Below are 16,384 nucleotides of genomic sequence, written 5' to 3' on the forward strand. Positions count from 1 at the left end.
AAACTAGTTTTTGTAACAAAAAAGAAATATAATTTCGTAATAAGAAATAAAAAACTGCCAAAAGACAGTTTTTTATTTTGCATAGTCAATCGCTCGAGTTTCACGGATAACAGTAATCTTGATATTACCAGGATAATCCATTTCATCCTCAATTCGATTTTTCACATCACGCGCCAAAATCACAATTTGGTCATCCGTTAATTTTTCTGGTTTAACCATTACACGAATTTCGCGTCCAGCTTGCAAGGCAAATGCTGTTTCCACACCTTCAAAGCTTGTTGAAATTGCTTCAAGGTCTTTCAAACGTTTGATGTAATTTTCAATTGATTCACGACGAGCTCCAGGACGTGCTGCTGACAAAGCATCAGCCGCCGCAACAAGTACCGCAATGTTACTCAAAGGTTCTGTATCACCGTGGTGACTCGCAATTGTATTGATGACAATTGGATTTTCCTTGTACTTACGCGCAAGTTCTGTTCCAATTTCAACGTGGCTTCCCTCAACTTCATGGTCAAGTGCTTTACCAATATCATGCAAGAAACCTGCACGTTTAGCAAGTGCCACATTTTCTCCCATTTCACCAGCCAAATTACCAGCAATATGAGCAACTTCTACTGAGTGATCAAGTACGTTTTGTCCATATGAAGTACGGAAATGCAAACGTCCCATAATCTTCATCAAGTCAGGATGCAAGTTATGCGCCCCAACTTCAAAGGCTGCTTGTTCACCATATTCACGCATTTTATGATCAAGTGCTTTGCGGTTTTTCTCAACCAACTCTTCAATTCGCGCTGGATGAATTCGACCGTCTTGAACTAATTGTTCAAGAGTCATACGAGCAATTTCACGACGAATTGGGTCAAATCCTGAAAGTACAACAGCTTCTGGCGTATCATCAATGATGACATCAATCCCAGTCAACGCTTCAAAAGTACGAATATTACGACCTTCACGACCGATAATCCGACCTTTCATACCATCGTCTGGTAAATTGACAACCGAAACAGTTTGTTCAGCTACAGAATCAGATGAAACGCGTTGAATAGCAAGTGAGATAATATTTTTAGCTCGCTTATCTGCTTCAACTTGAGCTTTTTCTTCGCTTTGACGAATAATTTGAGCCATTTCTTTTGTCAAACCATCTCGAGTTTCACTCAAAATAATTTCACGAGCATCATCTGTGCTCAAATTTGAAATACGCTCCAATTCTAGTCGTTTCTTTTCTTCAATATGCGCTAATTGTTCTTCTCGCTTACTGAGCGTATCAGTTTTTCTAACGAGGCTCTCCTCTTTAGAATCTAAGTTTTCTTCTTTTTTCGTTAAGGTATCATCCTTACGGTCTAAGATTTCTTCACGTTGTTTTAGGCGCTTTTCAGTCTCCTTTAACTCCTGACGTTCTTGCTTAAATTCATCTTCGATTTCACGACGTTGCTTTTGTTCTTCTTCACGAAGGGTGTAACGGGCTTCTTTTTTGAAGGCTTCAGCCTCCATTTTCAAAGACTCCGCCTCACGTTTAGCATTCGCCATCACCTCATTTGCTTTATTTTCAGCTTCATTAAAAAGAGATTCAGCATCCTGCTTATTTTTCTTTATATTTTGAGCGTAAAAAATAAATGCGACAACTAATACAACCAATAAGACCAAGAGAACGATAGAAATAATGTCCATTAGTCTCCTCTAAAGTCAGTAGTAATTCCAATAAATTCTACTCACAGTTTGATTATAAATTAATGTATTTTACATAGTAAACACTCATTTATTATATCATTTTAAGGCTCATTATTCAATGAAAGATAGTGTAACGCTTTCAGAATAATTTAGAGTCAATTATGTCATCATAAATTGACATCCTTCACGAATAAATAAAAACAGTTATTTTACTAACTGTCTTCATCAACTAATTTTCAAGTAAAGCAGCTGCTTCTTCATCCAAAATAAAAGTAATATTTGGATGCGTCCGTAAAATAGAAGCTGGAATTTCTTCTGTGATTGGACCCTCAAGAACTTTTTTCATAATCTCTGCTTTCTTTTTTCCGTCAGCAAAAACTAAAAGTTGCTTGCTAGCTAGAACTGTTCGTGGACCAAAAGTGACATAAGGAGAAGCCGGTTCTTTATCTGTCAAATTTTTGATTGACTGATAAATCTCATCCCCTTCTTCAAATGGAACAGCAAAAATTTCTCGCTCAAAGCTTGTATGTCCTGGCATATTTGCACAAAAATGACCATCTTCTCCTATCCCCATAACAATCAAATCAATCCCACCGTCCTGTAAGATTTTTTGGTCAAAAACTTGATTATTTTGAGCATTTAATTCATGAAGATTACCATCATCAATATGTACTCGATCATAGAAAGCTGTCTTTAAAGCACTCATTGTTAATCCATAGCGTTCACCAGCAAGTGGTACTTCATCAAAATTGTAATAATGGATATTTGAGCGATCAAAATTCATTTTTTGGAGTTTATCAATAAGAATTTCATACATTCCAAGAGGGGTATTTCCCGCTGTAAGCGAAAGATTTACCCTTTTTGAAAGCATCATCTTATCAAGAACAATCGCTGCAGCAAGTTCACTCATTGTGGCGTAATCTTTAGTGATTATTTTTTTCATAAAAGCTCCTTTTTTCTTGTTACTTCTATTTTACAGGATTAAGTATTCTATTTAAAGCAATTCTACTCGTTGAAAATAAAAAAAGCGGAAATCCGCTTTTTTTATTATTTTTTAAGAGCTGTTTTAAGCTCTTCAACCTTATCTGTTTGTTCCCATGGTAATTCTACATCTGTACGGCCGAAGTGCCTTTCGACTTTGGGCTTTAGCCCATTAGCGAGAAAGGACAGCGGAGGAGACAATGGCGACGTAGACCGAACGAAGGTCGGCGAGGCCGATTATTTACCTAAAACGGATTTAAGTTCTTCAACTTTATCTGTTTGTTCCCATGGTAATTCTACATCTGTACGGCCGAAGTGCCCGTAAGCTGCTGTTTGTCCGTAAATAGGACGGAGTAAGTCAAGCATTTGAATAATTCCTGCTGGGCGAAGATCAAATACTTTACGAATTGCTGCTAAAAGTTCATCATCTGAGACTTTACCTGTACCAAAAGTATCAACATTGATTGATGTTGGTGTCGCAACACCAATGGCGTATGAAAGTTGAATTTGCGCTTTTTCTGCAAGTCCAGCTGCCACAATATTTTTGGCTACATAACGTGCTGCGTAAGAAGCTGAACGGTCAACTTTTGTTGCATCCTTACCAGAGAAAGCTCCACCACCGTGGGGAGCATACCCACCATAAGTATCAACAATAATTTTACGTCCGGTCAAGCCTGAATCCCCTTGAGGACCACCAATAACAAAACGTCCTGTTGGATTGATGAAGTATTTAGTTTCATCATCTAAAAGTTCAGCTGGAATAACAGCCTTGATGACTTTATTAATCACATCATCGTGAATTTCTTCGTTTGTTGCTGACGCAGCATGTTGAGTAGAAATAACGACTGTGTCAATGCGTTTTGCTTTGCCATTATCATCATATTCTACAGTTACTTGTGATTTTGCATCAGGACGCAAGTATGAAATTTCACCTGATTTACGTAAATCAGCTAATTTTTTAACTAATTTATGTGAAAGTGAGATGGCGAGTGGCATATATTCGGCAGTTTCGTTAGTAGCAAAACCGAACATCATTCCTTGGTCACCAGCACCAATCAAATCAAGCGGGTCAACTAATTGGCCATTTTTATCGCGAACTTCTTCGGCTTCATTTACCCCTTGTGCAATATCGCTTGATTGCTCAACAAGTGAGACGTGAACGCCCACTGATTTATAATCAAATCCATTTTCGCTATCTGTATAGCCAATTTTTTTGATTGTTTCACGAACGACATGAGCAATATCAACATAAGCTGATGTTGAAATTTCACCAAAGACATTGACCGTCCCTGTATATACGACCGTTTCACAAGCGACGTGTGCATGTGAGTCTTGTGCGAGAATGGCATCAAGAATGGCATCTGAGATTTGGTCTGCAACCTTATCTGGATGGCCTTCTGATACTGATTCTGATGTAAATAAATGTTTTTCTGACATTAAAAATGTCCCCCAATCTAAATTTTGGTTACAAGGCGTCTTTAAACTTATCTAATATTTACTGACGAAAAACCTTCATAGGATAACCATTGGTGCTTCAGCGCTTACGGATATGCTAGTATTTTCATCAGTAATTTTTAAAATAAATCAAATCCTTTCGGGACTCGTAACTCTCTTATTTTACCTCTTTTTCGGAAAAAATGCACTCTTTCCTTTACATGATTCTAAAATAAATCTACTGATAAATTTTAAATAAGTTGTCCTTATGATAATTCAAACCCGAAATGCTGAATGGTCTTGTTTTTCAACTTATCAATTGTCAAACTTAATGTTTTTTAAACATGTATTCGCGGGTCATTGGCAAACCTTGACCTGAAGCACCTTTAGTCAAAAGATATTGAACAACATCAATATTTCCAGCTTCAAAACTTGCAGCGCAGGCTTGAAGATAAAGTGTCCACATCCTTGCAAATGGTTTACCCATTTCTTTTTCTACTTCATCAAAAACTTCGAGATAATTTTCATTCCAAATTTCAAGCGTTTTTTGATAATGACGACGAAGAGGTTCAAGATCATCCATTTGCAAACCAGCAGTCATAATATGTTCAACATTTTCAGCGATATTTGGAATATAACCTCCAGGGAAAATGTATTTTTCAATAAATGGATCCACACCAGCACCGCGATGTTGTCCAGTAATACCATGAATCAATGCACGACCATTTGGTTTGAGATAATCAGAAACTTTTTGGAAATACATTTCCAAATTTTCTTTCCCAACATGTTCAAACATTCCGACAGATGTAATGTAATCAAAAGGTTCTTCTTTGAGGTCACGATAATCAACCAAATAAACTTTCACTTTATCAGAAAGTCCCAAATCATCCGCTTTTTTGCGAACATAATAATACTGTTCTTCTGAGAGTGTCACTCCGACTGCTGAAAGACCATATTCTTGAACAGCCTTAAACATCAAAGTTCCCCAGCCACAACCAATATCAAGCAAACGTCCCCCAGGTTTACTATCGAGTTTGTCCAAAATATGATGAACTTTAGCAATTTGTGCTTCTTCCAAAGTCATATCTTCATGTTCAAAATAAGCACATGAATAAGTCATCGTTGGGTCAAGCCATTTGTTATAAAAGTCATTACCAATATCATAATGACTATGAATATCTTCACGAGATTGTTTTTGAGAATGATTTCCCAAAAGTTTTATCATTGATTTCCCAAAACCAGATTGGTCTGTTAAAAAGCTACCAGCCTTACGATATGCTGATGTAACAAGCTCTTGAATGCTCCCCTCAATTTCAATTTCTTCATTCATGTAAGCTTCAGCCAATACTAAGGTTGGCATTGAGCTCAATTCACTAAATGAGAATTTTTTATTAAAAGTAATGTGAACTTGCGTTTCTCCCTCACCATACTTTTCTGTTTTTCCATCCCAATAAGTTACTGCAATGGGGATATCGAAAGCAACTGCAAGTGCTTTGTTCAAAACTGTTTTTTCAAATACCAAGTTATTCTTCCCTTTCCTAACATTGTTCTAATAAAACTATACTCCGTAGATTATTGAAAGTCAAATACTTACTATCATTAGATTTTTCTGAAAATTTTCATTGTCAGTAAATTGCTAAAGATTTTGCCTATAAGTGAGGTCAGCCTCCTAGACTCTAGAAAATAGATAACTTTGAACTTGCGCAAGTGCAGAAACGTAATTTCCTAATTTTCTCTCTCGCTTACAGTCGACTTCACATGGTATAATAAAAAAATGAACGACAAACTTGAAAAATCTATTATTTTACAAAAAAATCCTTGGCTGACTGATGTAAAAATTGTCGCTGAATCTGAATCAACTCAAAAAGATGCTAAATTAGACGGACAAGAAAATTGTCTTTATTTAACTGAAAGACAAAATAAAACTTATGGTCGTTTTGGCCGTCAGTATTTTGCTGCGCCGTCTGGCGGAATTTATATGAGTTTGTCACTCAAGCCCAAAGTTGAACTAGAAAAACTTCCAGAGTTCACTCTGCTGACAGGAGCTGCCATTGTGTCAGCAATCGAAAAATTAACTGACAAAAACCCTCAAATTAAATGGGTTAACGATATTTATCTAGACGATAAAAAATTTGTTGGTATTCTTGCCGAAACATCACTTAATCCAACTCAAGAAGCTCAAGTTATCATTGGTGTCGGAATTAATTTTTCTATTTCCCAATTTCCAACTGAAATCGAAGAAAGAGCCACTTCTTTATTTTATAATGAACAAGCAAGCATCAGTCGTTCGGAATTAATTGCCGAAATCTGGTCTGAATTTCATCGTTTATCAGAGGGTTCATTTTTCCAAATTTATAAATCTCACTCATTTATTCTTGGCAAACAAGTTGAATTTGTTCAATCTGGACAAACTTTTTCCGGAAGAGCCACAGATTTAACCTCTAAAGGTGAGCTTATCGTAAATTTAGATAATGGTCAGCAAAAAATACTTTCCAGTGGCGAAATCTCACTAAAAAAATGGACTTAATCAGTCCATTTTTTCAGTTATTATTATTATATTATATAGGAGGCCAGTTTTAGGTCATGGTGGACCAGAATTATTTTACTGACAGAACTTTCTGTCAGTAACTTTTTTAGAAATCTGACCAGTCATCTTCTTTTTCTTTTTCAACTGGTTGTGCTTCCTTAGTCTTACGACTTTTTGGTTCATCCCATGGATTTCCCCATTGGTTTGAATCTTGTTGATTTTGACGTCCTTTATCTTCATAACGACGTGCCCAATTATTCATTTTATCTGAATAACGTTCTGACCAACGGTCCATTTTTTCATCAAAATGTTGCGCTTTACGATTCCATTTTTCTTGATAATCATCTTCTGAATCATCATAGTAATTTCGTGGTCTAGCACTTGGAATAATCCAACTTGCTACGAAATACAATGGAATCAATCCGCCCCAGCTTCCAAAAGCCAGAACAACAAATAGGATACGTAGAATCGTCACAACATCACGACCCAGACCAAAATATTCTGCAATCCCTGCAATGACACCACTGACTCTACGATTTGTCACTGATTTTGTTAATTGTCTTTGAGACATAATTTATCCTTTCTTTATAATCGTTGAATTAACATTGTGACGGTGTCATCAATAGACTCGCAATCACATAAACAATGAGTAATGTTCCCCAACTTCCGAAAGTACCAAGCACAATCAGAACCCGAATTACATTAATTACTGTACGGCTCAAGCCAAAGTATTCACCAAGTCCCCCGACGGTTCCTGCGATGACTCGATTGCTACTTGATCTTTTCAGAGTTTTCTTAGCCATTTCTCACCTTTCTTTTCAAATTTACTGACAGAACTCTTATAAAATTCCTGTCAGTAAAATTTTATTCAGTTTCTTCTTTGTCAGTAGTTTCAGTATCTTTAAGCCAAATCGTTCCTGATTTTGTTTCAAATTCAAAGGTTAATGACTCAGCACCTTGACGGACAATCGCTGCTCCATTACGGCCAGCTTCAAAAGGACTATCAAGATTTAAACGTGTCTTATATCCGCCAAAGATTGTGCGAACATGACCAACCAAGCCCAAACTTTCTGGTACAGAAACTTTGATATCGCCATTCACATTTTTAAGATTTAATTTGTGAGCCGTTCCTGTTTTTTCGGTCAGCAAAATATTTCCGTTTACGAGTGAGACATCACCAGATTCAAAAGCAGTTGTAATTCTGATATTACCATTAACTCCAGTTAATTCTAAATCTGAATTCGTGCCATCAATTACTTTGATTTCACCATTCTTATTGTTAATCTTCAACTCATCGCTGTTTACTTCAAGCACTTCAGCATTTCCGTTCATAAGATTAATATTCATTTTTTGACTGGAAATTTTTTCAACTTTAAGTTCTGCATGAGGTGTATTAATCTCAATATTTTCATATTCTTTTACTGGTAAGTAAAGTTCAATATTCGCAGAAATTCGACCATTTGCTTCAATTTCAAGCACATCATCTTCAACTTCAAGTTTAGTTTTTTCAGCAATGTAAGCTTCTACATTACCATCTTCAACTGCCCCGTAAATTTTATATTCTACTTTTACATGGGCATTTTCACCCGGTAAAATATTTACTTTACCACTCTTAAGATTAAGATTAACATTTTTGAAATCTTCGTTGATATCTTTTTCTACAGTGTGAGAAATTGATTTAACCTTAGGAAATCCTTTTGAAAAATCAATATTATCATCAACAGATTTTGCAACCCCTTGGAAAATTTCTTTACCTCTAGCAAACAAACTTTCTGCAACATTTTTCATTGCATCAGGAAAATCTACATCGTGATTCACATATCCTTCTTTATCTGTATATGTGAATTCTTTGTTCTCGGTTTTATCATCAGAAGCTTCTCCATTCACTGAACCATTTTTTTCAAGTAATTCTAAAGCTTCATCTTCCGTGATAATTCCACGACGCATCAAATCCATAATTCTATCTTTTTTATTAGCCATTTTTTTAGATCCTTTCTCTGCTCATTCAAGCATTCAATATCTTAAAAACTTTTTTTATTGAGATTATCTTTATCTCGTACATTTATTATCTCAAACTTTTACCAAATAAAAATCAGCCTTTGGGCTGATTTTTAACATCTTCTTTTTTTAACTAAATAAAAGATTCAATACTCCTATTTTACTGACAGAACCACTAATTAATTTTGTCAGTAATTATTTAGGTTGAATATAAGTTGCCAAAGCAGCTACACCAGCAGAAATATGGCGTTCGCTGACAATATTATTACCTTTAACATTCATCTCTGAAACGAGAATAGAGTTATCTGAATAAACCTTTTCAACAAAAGCTACGTGACCATATTCTGAACTTGAACCAGCTACTCCTGGTGGGAAGCTAACAGCATAACCCTCAGTTGGAACTGTTGTTGTGAAATAACCTTGAGCTTGGGCATTAATTCCCCATTCTCCACCATTTCCCATATGTGTTCCAACGAGCCCACCTAATTGAATGATACGGTTATAAACATACTGTGTACAATTACCAAAAGCATAGCTATCAGCACCTGGATATTCCACACCATTGTAATCTGGATAAGCTGAATTATCTAATTTTGATGCCACCAGTGGACTTTCAGGAACTTTATCATCTACAACTTTTGTCGTACTATCTACATTGTCATAAAAATTTAAGTTATATTCTTGAATAATTTCAATCAATTTTTGAGCATATGACGGGTCAGTAGCAAAAATACCTTGCAAAGCTTGAGCTGCTTCTTGATAAGCCTTAGCGTGTGACTTCCATGCGCCAGCATAAATTTCTGAGTTCCAAGTTGTCCCTTTAATCATTAAATTAATATAATCATCCAAGGCTTGGTCATAGTTACTATAAACTCTAAAACTTTGTTCAATATAATAAGGATTATTTCCCGAAAATTCTTCCGTCTTAAATGAAATTGATTTTCCTAAATAAGCACCTGTAATATTGAAAATATTAAAATACTGCTGACTCATATTACTTTGACCAGAACCAGATTCTAAAATCGCCTGTGCCAAGATAATTGATGCATACAAATTATTCTTACCGGCTAAAATTCTCACGCGGTCCGCAATACTTTTAATAAAGGCTTCTGTACTAGAAGTATCAATTTTATCAATTGACTTAGCTGCTTCAATTGTTTTCAAAACAGGGCCAGCGTAAATAGAAGGAGCTGAATCTGCTGAAGAATTAGGAATTTGTGCTGCAGTTGATGTCTGATAGTAGGCATTATCCTGTGAATAATTAGAGGGTGCAGCTGTAGAAGTTGATGCTGAAGGAGCTGTGGTAGAAACTGAAGTTGATGGTGCTTGAGTTGTCGTAGAGGAATTACTAGTTGAATTATTATTTGTTGATGAACTTGGATTACTTGGTTTTGATGTCGAACCTGAAGTACTTGGTTTTGATGATGAACTTGAATTACCTGTACTTGACGATGAACTTGAACCATTTGAATTTGATGATGTGCTTGAGCTACCTGTACTTGATGATGAACTTGAACTACCCGTACTTGATGATGCATCTGAACTATTTGTAATTGCAGACGAAGCATCTGAACTACTTCCAACAGTTACTCCATCAGCATGGCCAGTCACGCCAAAAGCCGTCATTCCTAAAATCAGCGCTGTTCCCGCAATAAATTTTTCCTTTTTTAAGCGCTTAGTTTTATCATTATTAGTCAATTTTAGTTAATCCTCCATGGTATGTATTATAATTTCAACATCATTTCTTTCAAGACATCTACTTTTACACAATTGTAACATTTAAACACAAGCAAGTCAAATTAATCACTTTTATTTATTGAACAGATTTCCATTTTTTTTTGAAAAAATTATTATACGATATAGCTAGTAGCAAAATCATATAAAAAAATGTCCATCATAAGTGACAAAGCCATATTTAATCATATTTTATAATAAGTTGCTTATGACTTAGTTGAAATAACCAATACTCTCTCTAAAACAAATGATTACTATCGTCCCTAAAAAATATTCTGTTCTCTTTATCTTACATTTCTAAGTGAAATTACTAAAAAATAACATATTTATTACAAATTTAATAATGTAGAAAAATTAAATTCAGTCAAAAAACTTATACATCGTCCGCTCATATTTCACAACTCTTCTTAGCCTCAGCTAGGTAATCTTTTAAAAAGGTAGCATTCGCATAAAATAGATTCTTATATTTATTTTTTTATTCCCTCTCAAATGCCTTCTAATGTAGAAATTTCAAATATCCTAAGAACAATTAATGAAGGAATTACTAGAATACACTCTTTAGCTGTATAATTGGTCAATCAATAAAGCTTATACCAGATTCTTCGTAAAGTAGACAAAATTTTGCTAAAAAATATCATAAAAGTATGATATTTATATATATTCATAAATTATCTTCCTTATAATTATCTGAATCGATAAAATTTTTTAATTGCAAGGCAAGCATTCTTCTGGCGCAATCAGGAATTCAATGTGCCAATTTGTTAAAGTCAAATTTTCTTTCATCATTCTGTAAGCAATGATAGATTTCCGACAACCAGATAAACTTTTTAAATAGCACATAATCGATAAAATTGAAAATACTTATTAAACTTATATACTAAGATAGAACCTTATGCTATATCAAAGCAAATTGAAAAATAAAAAAACGTCCATCATAAATGACAAACGTTTATTTAATCATGTTTAAAAAGTTGATTAAGCTTTATTTGCTGAACCGAATACGTCGATACGTTCTTCAACAGACGCTGTAATTGCATCGAAACCAGGTTTCAAGAATTTACGTGGGTCGAAAAGTTTTTTCTTCATGTATTCTGCTTCATTAGCATCAAATTCATTAACGAATTTACGAGTAGCAGCTGCGAAAGCAAGTTGGCATTCAGTATTAACGTTAACTTTAGCTACACCATTAGCGATAGCTTCTCTGATTTGATCATCAGGGATACCAGAACCACCGTGAAGTACGATTGGCACATTGTGTCCCATAGCTTCAACGAGTGCTTTGTTCAATTTTTCAAGGTGATCGATGTGAAGACCTTTCCAGTTTTCTGGGTAAGGACCGTGAATGTTACCGATACCTGCTGCAAGGAAGTCAACACCAAGTTTAGCCATTGCAACTGCATCATCGATAGGAGCAAGTTCACCTTCACCAACGATACCGTCTTCTTCACCACCAATTGAACCAACTTCACATTCAACTGAGATGCCTTTAGCATGAGCTTTAGCGATTACTTCTTCAGCAAGTTTAAGGTTTTCTTCGATTGGAAGATGTGAACCGTCAAACATCAATGATGAGTAACCAACTTCGATACATTCCAAAGCATCATCAAAATGACCGTGGTCAAGGTGAATAGCAACTGGAACTGTGATTCCCATTGATTCTACAAGAGTTTCAATGAGGAGTTTACACATTTTGTAACCACCCATGTATTTAGCCGCACCCATAGAAGTTTGGATCAATACTGGAGTCTTTTTAGCTTCTGCTGCACGCAAGATAGCTTGAGTCCATTCAAGGTTGTTTGTGTTGAAACCACCGATAGCGTATCCGTTATCACGAGCGGCTTGTACGAATTTTTCTGCTGAAACGATTGCCATTTCAAAATTCCTCCGAATATTTTATTACCTACCTAGTATAGCATTTTGTGAAGTATTTTTCTAGTCCAAGCTCACAAAAATACAAAGTAACCGCTTTATTAAGCCATTTTTAAAGAAAGATAAAAAAAGATTAATAGTTTAATAACTATTAATCTTAGCATATCCCGAGGACCGGTTTCGAACCGGTACGAAGGTTACCCCTCGCAGGATTTTAAGTCCTGTGCGTCTGCCAGTTCCGCCACCCCGGGTATTATCCAAAAACTCCCACTTGGGAGAATTATCAAGCGAACGACGAGATTCGAACTCGCGACCCCAACCATGGCAAGGTTGTGTTCTACCCCTGAACTACGTTCGCACTTAAACTTTGTGTCTTACGACAATGCCGACTACATGATTCGAACACGCGACCCTCTGATTACAAATCAGATGCTCTACCAACTGAGCTAAGTCGGCTAATACCTAGTATGCGGATGAAGGGACTTGAACCCCCACGCCGTTAAGCGCTAGATCCTAAATCTAGTGCGTCTGCCAATTCCGCCACATCCGCTAGGATTATGACCCGTGCTGGGCTCGAACCAGCGACCCTTTGATTAAAAGTCAAATGCTCTACCAACTGAGCTAACGAGTCATTAGTATTTCTACTAACGGTTCTGACGGGAATCGAACCCGCGATCTTCGCCGTGACAGGGCGACGTGATAACCGCTACACTACAGAACCTTTATTCACTTAATGGCTGAAACAACCAATGGGAGTTAACGGGATCGAACCGCTGACCCTCTGCTTGTAAGGCAGATGCTCTCCCAGCTGAGCTAAACTCCCAAAACTTGGCCACTCGCCTATCTCCCAGGGGGCAACCCCCAAGTACTTCCGCCGTAGATGGACTTAACTTCTGTGTTCGACATGGGAACAGGTGTATCTCCATCGCAATGATGACCAAATCATTAAATGTTACCTTGAACATTCAAAACTAAATAACAATTCTTCTAACTTTTAAACCATAAGCATATTATATTTGACTCTTTTGGTAAAGTCCTCGAGCGATTAGTACTGGTCCGCTCCAAGTCTCGCAACTCTTCCACTTCCAGCCTATCTACCAGATCATCTCTCTGGGCTCTTAATTCTTACGAATGGGTAATCTCATCTTGAGGTGGGCTTCGCACTTAGATGCTTTCAGCGCTTATCCCTTCCCTACATAGCTATCCAGCCGTGCTCCTGGCGGAACAACTGGTACACCAGCGGTAAGTCCATCCCGGTCCTCTCGTACTAAGGACAGATCCTCTCAAATTACCTACGCCCGCGACGGATAGGGACCGAACTGTCTCACGACGTTCTGAACCCAGCTCGCGTGCCGCTTTAATGGGCGAACAGCCCAACCCTTGGGACCGACTACAGCCCCAGGATGCGACGAGCCGACATCGAGGTGCCAAACCTCCCCGTCGATGTGAACTCTTGGGGGAGATAAGCCTGTTATCCCCAGGGTAGCTTTTATCCGTTGAGCGATGGCCCTTCCATGCGGTACCACCGGATCACTAAGTCCTAGTTTCCTACCTGCTCGAGTTGTAGCTCTCGCAGTCAAGCTGGCTTTTACCTTTACACTCTACGATTGATTTCCAACCAATCTGAGCCAACCTTTGAGCGCCTCCGTTACTCTTTAGGAGGCGACCGCCCCAGTCAAACTGTCCGTCAGACACTGTCTCCCTGGCCGATTATGCCAGCGGGTTAGAGTAACCATAAGTCAAGGGTAGTATCCCAACAACGCCTCAATAGAAACTAGCGTCCCTATTTCAATGGCTCCTACCTATCCTGTACATGACTTACAGGTACTCAATATCAAACTACAGTAAAGCTCCATGGGGTCTTTCCGTCCTGTCGCGGGTAACCTGCATCTTCACAGGTACTAAAATTTCACCGAGTCTCTCGTTGAGACAGTGCCCAAATCATTACGCCTTTCGTGCGGGTCGGAACTTACCCGACAAGGAATTTCGCTACCTTAGGACCGTTATAGTTACGGCCGCCGTTTACTGGGGCTTCAATTCATACCTTCGACTTACGTCTAAGCACTCCTCTTAACCTTCCAGCACCGGGCAGGCGTCACCCCCTATACATCACCTTGCGGTTTAGCAGAGAGCTGTGTTTTTGATAAACAGTTGCTTGGGCCTATTCACTGCGGCTGGCTTTTACACCAGCACCCCTTCTCCCGAAGTTACGGGGCTATTTTGCCGAGTTCCTTAACGAGAGTTCTCTCGATCACCTGAGGCTACTCGCCTCGACTACCTGTGTCGGTTTGCGGTACGGGTAGATATGACTTTACGCTAGAAGCTTTTCTTGGCAGTGTGACATCAGAGAGTTCGCAACCGTAGTTGCTTCCCCATCACAGCTCAATGTTAAAGAGAAATGCATTTGACACATCTCACACCTCACTGCTTAGACCAGAATCCATTAACTGGCATCTCTTAGCCTACTGCGTCCCTCCATCACGATCATATCTAGTACTGGAATATCAACCAGTTGTCCATCGACTACGCCTTTCGGCCTCGCCTTAGGTCCCGACTAACCCAGGGCGGACGAGCCTTCCCCTGGAAACCTTAGTCTTACGGTGGATAAGATTCTCACTTATCTTGCGCTACTCATACCGGCATTCTCACTTCTTAACGCTCCAGCACTCCTCACGGTATACCTTCATCGCGGTTAAGAACGCTCTCCTACCATTGATAAAATATCAATCCAAAGCTTCGGTAATATGTTTAGCCCCGGTACATTTTCGGCGCAGGGTCACTCGACTAGTGAGCTATTACGCACTCTTTGAATGATAGCTGCTTCTGAGCTAACATCCTAGTTGTCTATGCAACCCCACATCCTTTTCCACTTAACATATATTTTGGGACCTTAGCTGTTGGTCTGGGCTGTTTCCCTTTCGACTACGGATCTTAGCACTCGCAGTCTGACTGCCGAACATGTGTATTAGCATTCGGAGTTTATCTGAGATTGGTAATCCTAGACGGACCCCTCACCCAAACAGTGCTCTACCTCCAATACACTTACATTTCGACGCTAGCCCTAAAGCTATTTCGGAGAGAACCAGCTATCTCCCAGTTCGTTTGGAATTTCTCCGCTATCCACAAGTCATCCAAACACTTTTCAACGTGTCCTGGTTCGGGCCTCCAGTGCGTCTTACCACACCTTCACCCTGCTCATGGATAGGTCACTAGGTTTCGGGTCTACATCATGATACTAAGTCGCCCTATTCAGACTCGGTTTCCCTACGGCTCCGTCTCTTCAACTTAACCTCGCATCATAACGTAACTCGCCGGTTCATTCTACAAAAGGCACGCTCTCACCCATTAACGGGCTCGAACTTCTTGTAGGCACACGGTTTCAGGTGCTATTTCACTCCCCTCTCGGGGTTCTTTTCACCTTTCCCTCACGGTACTGGTTCACTATCGGTCACTAAGGAGTATTTAGGGTTGGGAGATGGTCCTCCCGGATTCAAACTGGATTTCGCGTGTCCAGCCCTACTCAGGATACTGCTAGGTATAAGCGCTATTTCGTCTACGGGATTATTACCCTCTTTGATTAACCTTCCCAGGTTATTCGACTATAATGCTTAAGTCCACGTTGCAGTCCTACAACCCCAAGAAGCAAGCTTCTTGGTTTGCCCTTCTTCGCGTTCGCTCGCCGCTACTTACGAAATCGTTTTTACTTTCTCTTCCTGCAGGTACTTAGATGTTTCAGTTCTCTGCGTTACCTTTACATGAGCTATGTATTCACTCATGAATAACTGCTAGTAGCAGCTGGGTTTCCCCATTCGGAGACCTAGGGATCAATGCGTACTTACTGCTCCCCCTAGAATATCGTCGTTAGTCACGTCCTTCATCGGCTCTTAGTGCCAAGGCATCCACCGTGCGCCCTTATTAACTTTGCCATGATGATTTATAATCATCGTTTTTCAAGTATAAGTTTGTAAATTCTTTAAAATTCACAGCTTTTGGTTTATTTATCGTTATTAGATATTGTTATTTAGTTTTCAATGTTCAAGTGATTTTAACGTCTTGTCTGACAATGGAGCCTAGCGGGATCGAACCGCTGACCTCCTGCGTGCAAAGCAGGCGCTCTCCCAGCTGAGCTAAGGCCCCACAATCAAGAAGTTGATTCTTGCTTAGGTTTATGAC

The 16,384-nt window shown here is 38.6% G+C and carries 10 protein-coding genes, 8 tRNA genes and 2 rRNA genes; 1 reads left to right on the forward strand and 19 read right to left on the reverse strand.

Features of this window, described 5'->3' with window-relative positions; genetic code table 11:
- Nucleotides 1-72: 72 nt before the first annotated feature.
- The 4 genes from rny to MKX45_RS10905 form a co-directional block, all read right to left on the reverse strand.
- On the reverse strand, nt 73-1,668 hold the full coding sequence (rny, locus tag MKX45_RS10890; protein WP_015427048.1) for a ribonuclease Y: 1,596 nt from the start codon (nt 1,666-1,668) through the stop codon (nt 73-75).
- A gap of 229 nt (nt 1,669-1,897) precedes the next feature.
- Nucleotides 1,898-2,611 (reverse strand): glucosamine-6-phosphate deaminase, encoded by a 714-nt coding sequence (locus MKX45_RS10895; protein ID WP_015427049.1) that lies wholly within the window; start codon nt 2,609-2,611, stop codon nt 1,898-1,900.
- Between the two features lie 275 nt (nt 2,612-2,886).
- The gene (metK, locus tag MKX45_RS10900; protein ID WP_340817198.1) at nt 2,887-4,086 is read right to left on the reverse strand and encodes a methionine adenosyltransferase; all 1,200 of its coding nucleotides are present in this window, start codon (nt 4,084-4,086) and stop codon (nt 2,887-2,889) included.
- A 325-nt stretch (nt 4,087-4,411) separates the two neighbouring features.
- Nucleotides 4,412-5,605, reverse strand: coding sequence for an SAM-dependent methyltransferase (locus MKX45_RS10905; RefSeq protein WP_042230608.1), 1,194 nt, complete (start codon nt 5,603-5,605; stop codon nt 4,412-4,414).
- A 252-nt stretch (nt 5,606-5,857) separates the two neighbouring features.
- Between MKX45_RS10905 and MKX45_RS10910 the strand changes: the two genes are divergently transcribed.
- Nucleotides 5,858-6,610 carry a biotin--[acetyl-CoA-carboxylase] ligase gene (locus MKX45_RS10910; protein ID WP_015427053.1) on the forward strand — a complete coding sequence of 251 codons (753 nt, stop codon included), beginning with the start codon at nt 5,858-5,860 and terminating at the stop codon, nt 6,608-6,610.
- A gap of 106 nt (nt 6,611-6,716) precedes the next feature.
- Here the strand turns inward: MKX45_RS10910 and MKX45_RS10915 are convergent, their stop codons facing one another.
- The 15 genes from MKX45_RS10915 to MKX45_RS10985 form a co-directional block, all read right to left on the reverse strand.
- Nucleotides 6,717-7,181, reverse strand: a complete 465-nt coding sequence (locus MKX45_RS10915) for a PspC domain-containing protein (protein ID WP_003131461.1) — start codon at nt 7,179-7,181, stop codon at nt 6,717-6,719.
- Nucleotides 7,182-7,209: 28 nt separating this feature from the next.
- Complete coding sequence (locus MKX45_RS10920; protein WP_340817200.1) at nt 7,210-7,413, reverse strand: PspC domain-containing protein; 204 nt, start codon at nt 7,411-7,413, stop codon at nt 7,210-7,212.
- A gap of 61 nt (nt 7,414-7,474) precedes the next feature.
- Nucleotides 7,475-8,590 carry a DUF4097 family beta strand repeat-containing protein gene (locus MKX45_RS10925; RefSeq protein ID WP_128267984.1) on the reverse strand — a complete coding sequence of 372 codons (1,116 nt, stop codon included), beginning with the start codon at nt 8,588-8,590 and terminating at the stop codon, nt 7,475-7,477.
- Between the two features lie 213 nt (nt 8,591-8,803).
- A complete protein-coding gene (locus MKX45_RS10930) occupies nt 8,804-10,306 on the reverse strand; it encodes an amidase domain-containing protein (protein WP_340817201.1) in 1,503 nt (500 codons plus the stop codon).
- Nucleotides 10,307-11,317: 1,011 nt separating this feature from the next.
- Entirely contained in the window at nt 11,318-12,214 is an 897-nt protein-coding gene (locus MKX45_RS10935) for a class II fructose-bisphosphate aldolase (protein ID WP_003131457.1), read from the reverse strand.
- Between the two features lie 162 nt (nt 12,215-12,376).
- Nucleotides 12,377-12,462 (reverse strand) — tRNA-Leu (locus tag MKX45_RS10940).
- A 35-nt stretch (nt 12,463-12,497) separates the two neighbouring features.
- Nucleotides 12,498-12,569, reverse strand: a tRNA-Gly gene (locus tag MKX45_RS10945).
- Nucleotides 12,570-12,594: 25 nt separating this feature from the next.
- Nucleotides 12,595-12,667 (reverse strand) — tRNA-Thr (locus tag MKX45_RS10950).
- 12 nt (nt 12,668-12,679) lie between these two features.
- Nucleotides 12,680-12,761 (reverse strand) — tRNA-Leu (locus MKX45_RS10955).
- Nucleotides 12,762-12,769: 8 nt separating this feature from the next.
- A tRNA-Lys gene (locus MKX45_RS10960) sits at nt 12,770-12,842 on the reverse strand.
- Nucleotides 12,843-12,859: 17 nt separating this feature from the next.
- Nucleotides 12,860-12,932 (reverse strand) — tRNA-Asp (locus tag MKX45_RS10965).
- A 29-nt stretch (nt 12,933-12,961) separates the two neighbouring features.
- Nucleotides 12,962-13,034 (reverse strand) — tRNA-Val (locus MKX45_RS10970).
- Between the two features lie 3 nt (nt 13,035-13,037).
- Nucleotides 13,038-13,153 (reverse strand): 5S ribosomal RNA (gene rrf, locus MKX45_RS10975).
- 83 nt (nt 13,154-13,236) lie between these two features.
- Nucleotides 13,237-16,137 (reverse strand): 23S ribosomal RNA (locus MKX45_RS10980).
- 138 nt (nt 16,138-16,275) lie between these two features.
- Nucleotides 16,276-16,348 (reverse strand) — tRNA-Ala (locus tag MKX45_RS10985).
- Between the last annotated feature and the right edge of the window lie 36 nt (nt 16,349-16,384).

This window comes from Lactococcus sp. FSL W8-0209 (assembly GCF_038006585.1).
GTDB lineage: Bacteria > Bacillota > Bacilli > Lactobacillales > Streptococcaceae > Lactococcus > Lactococcus lactis.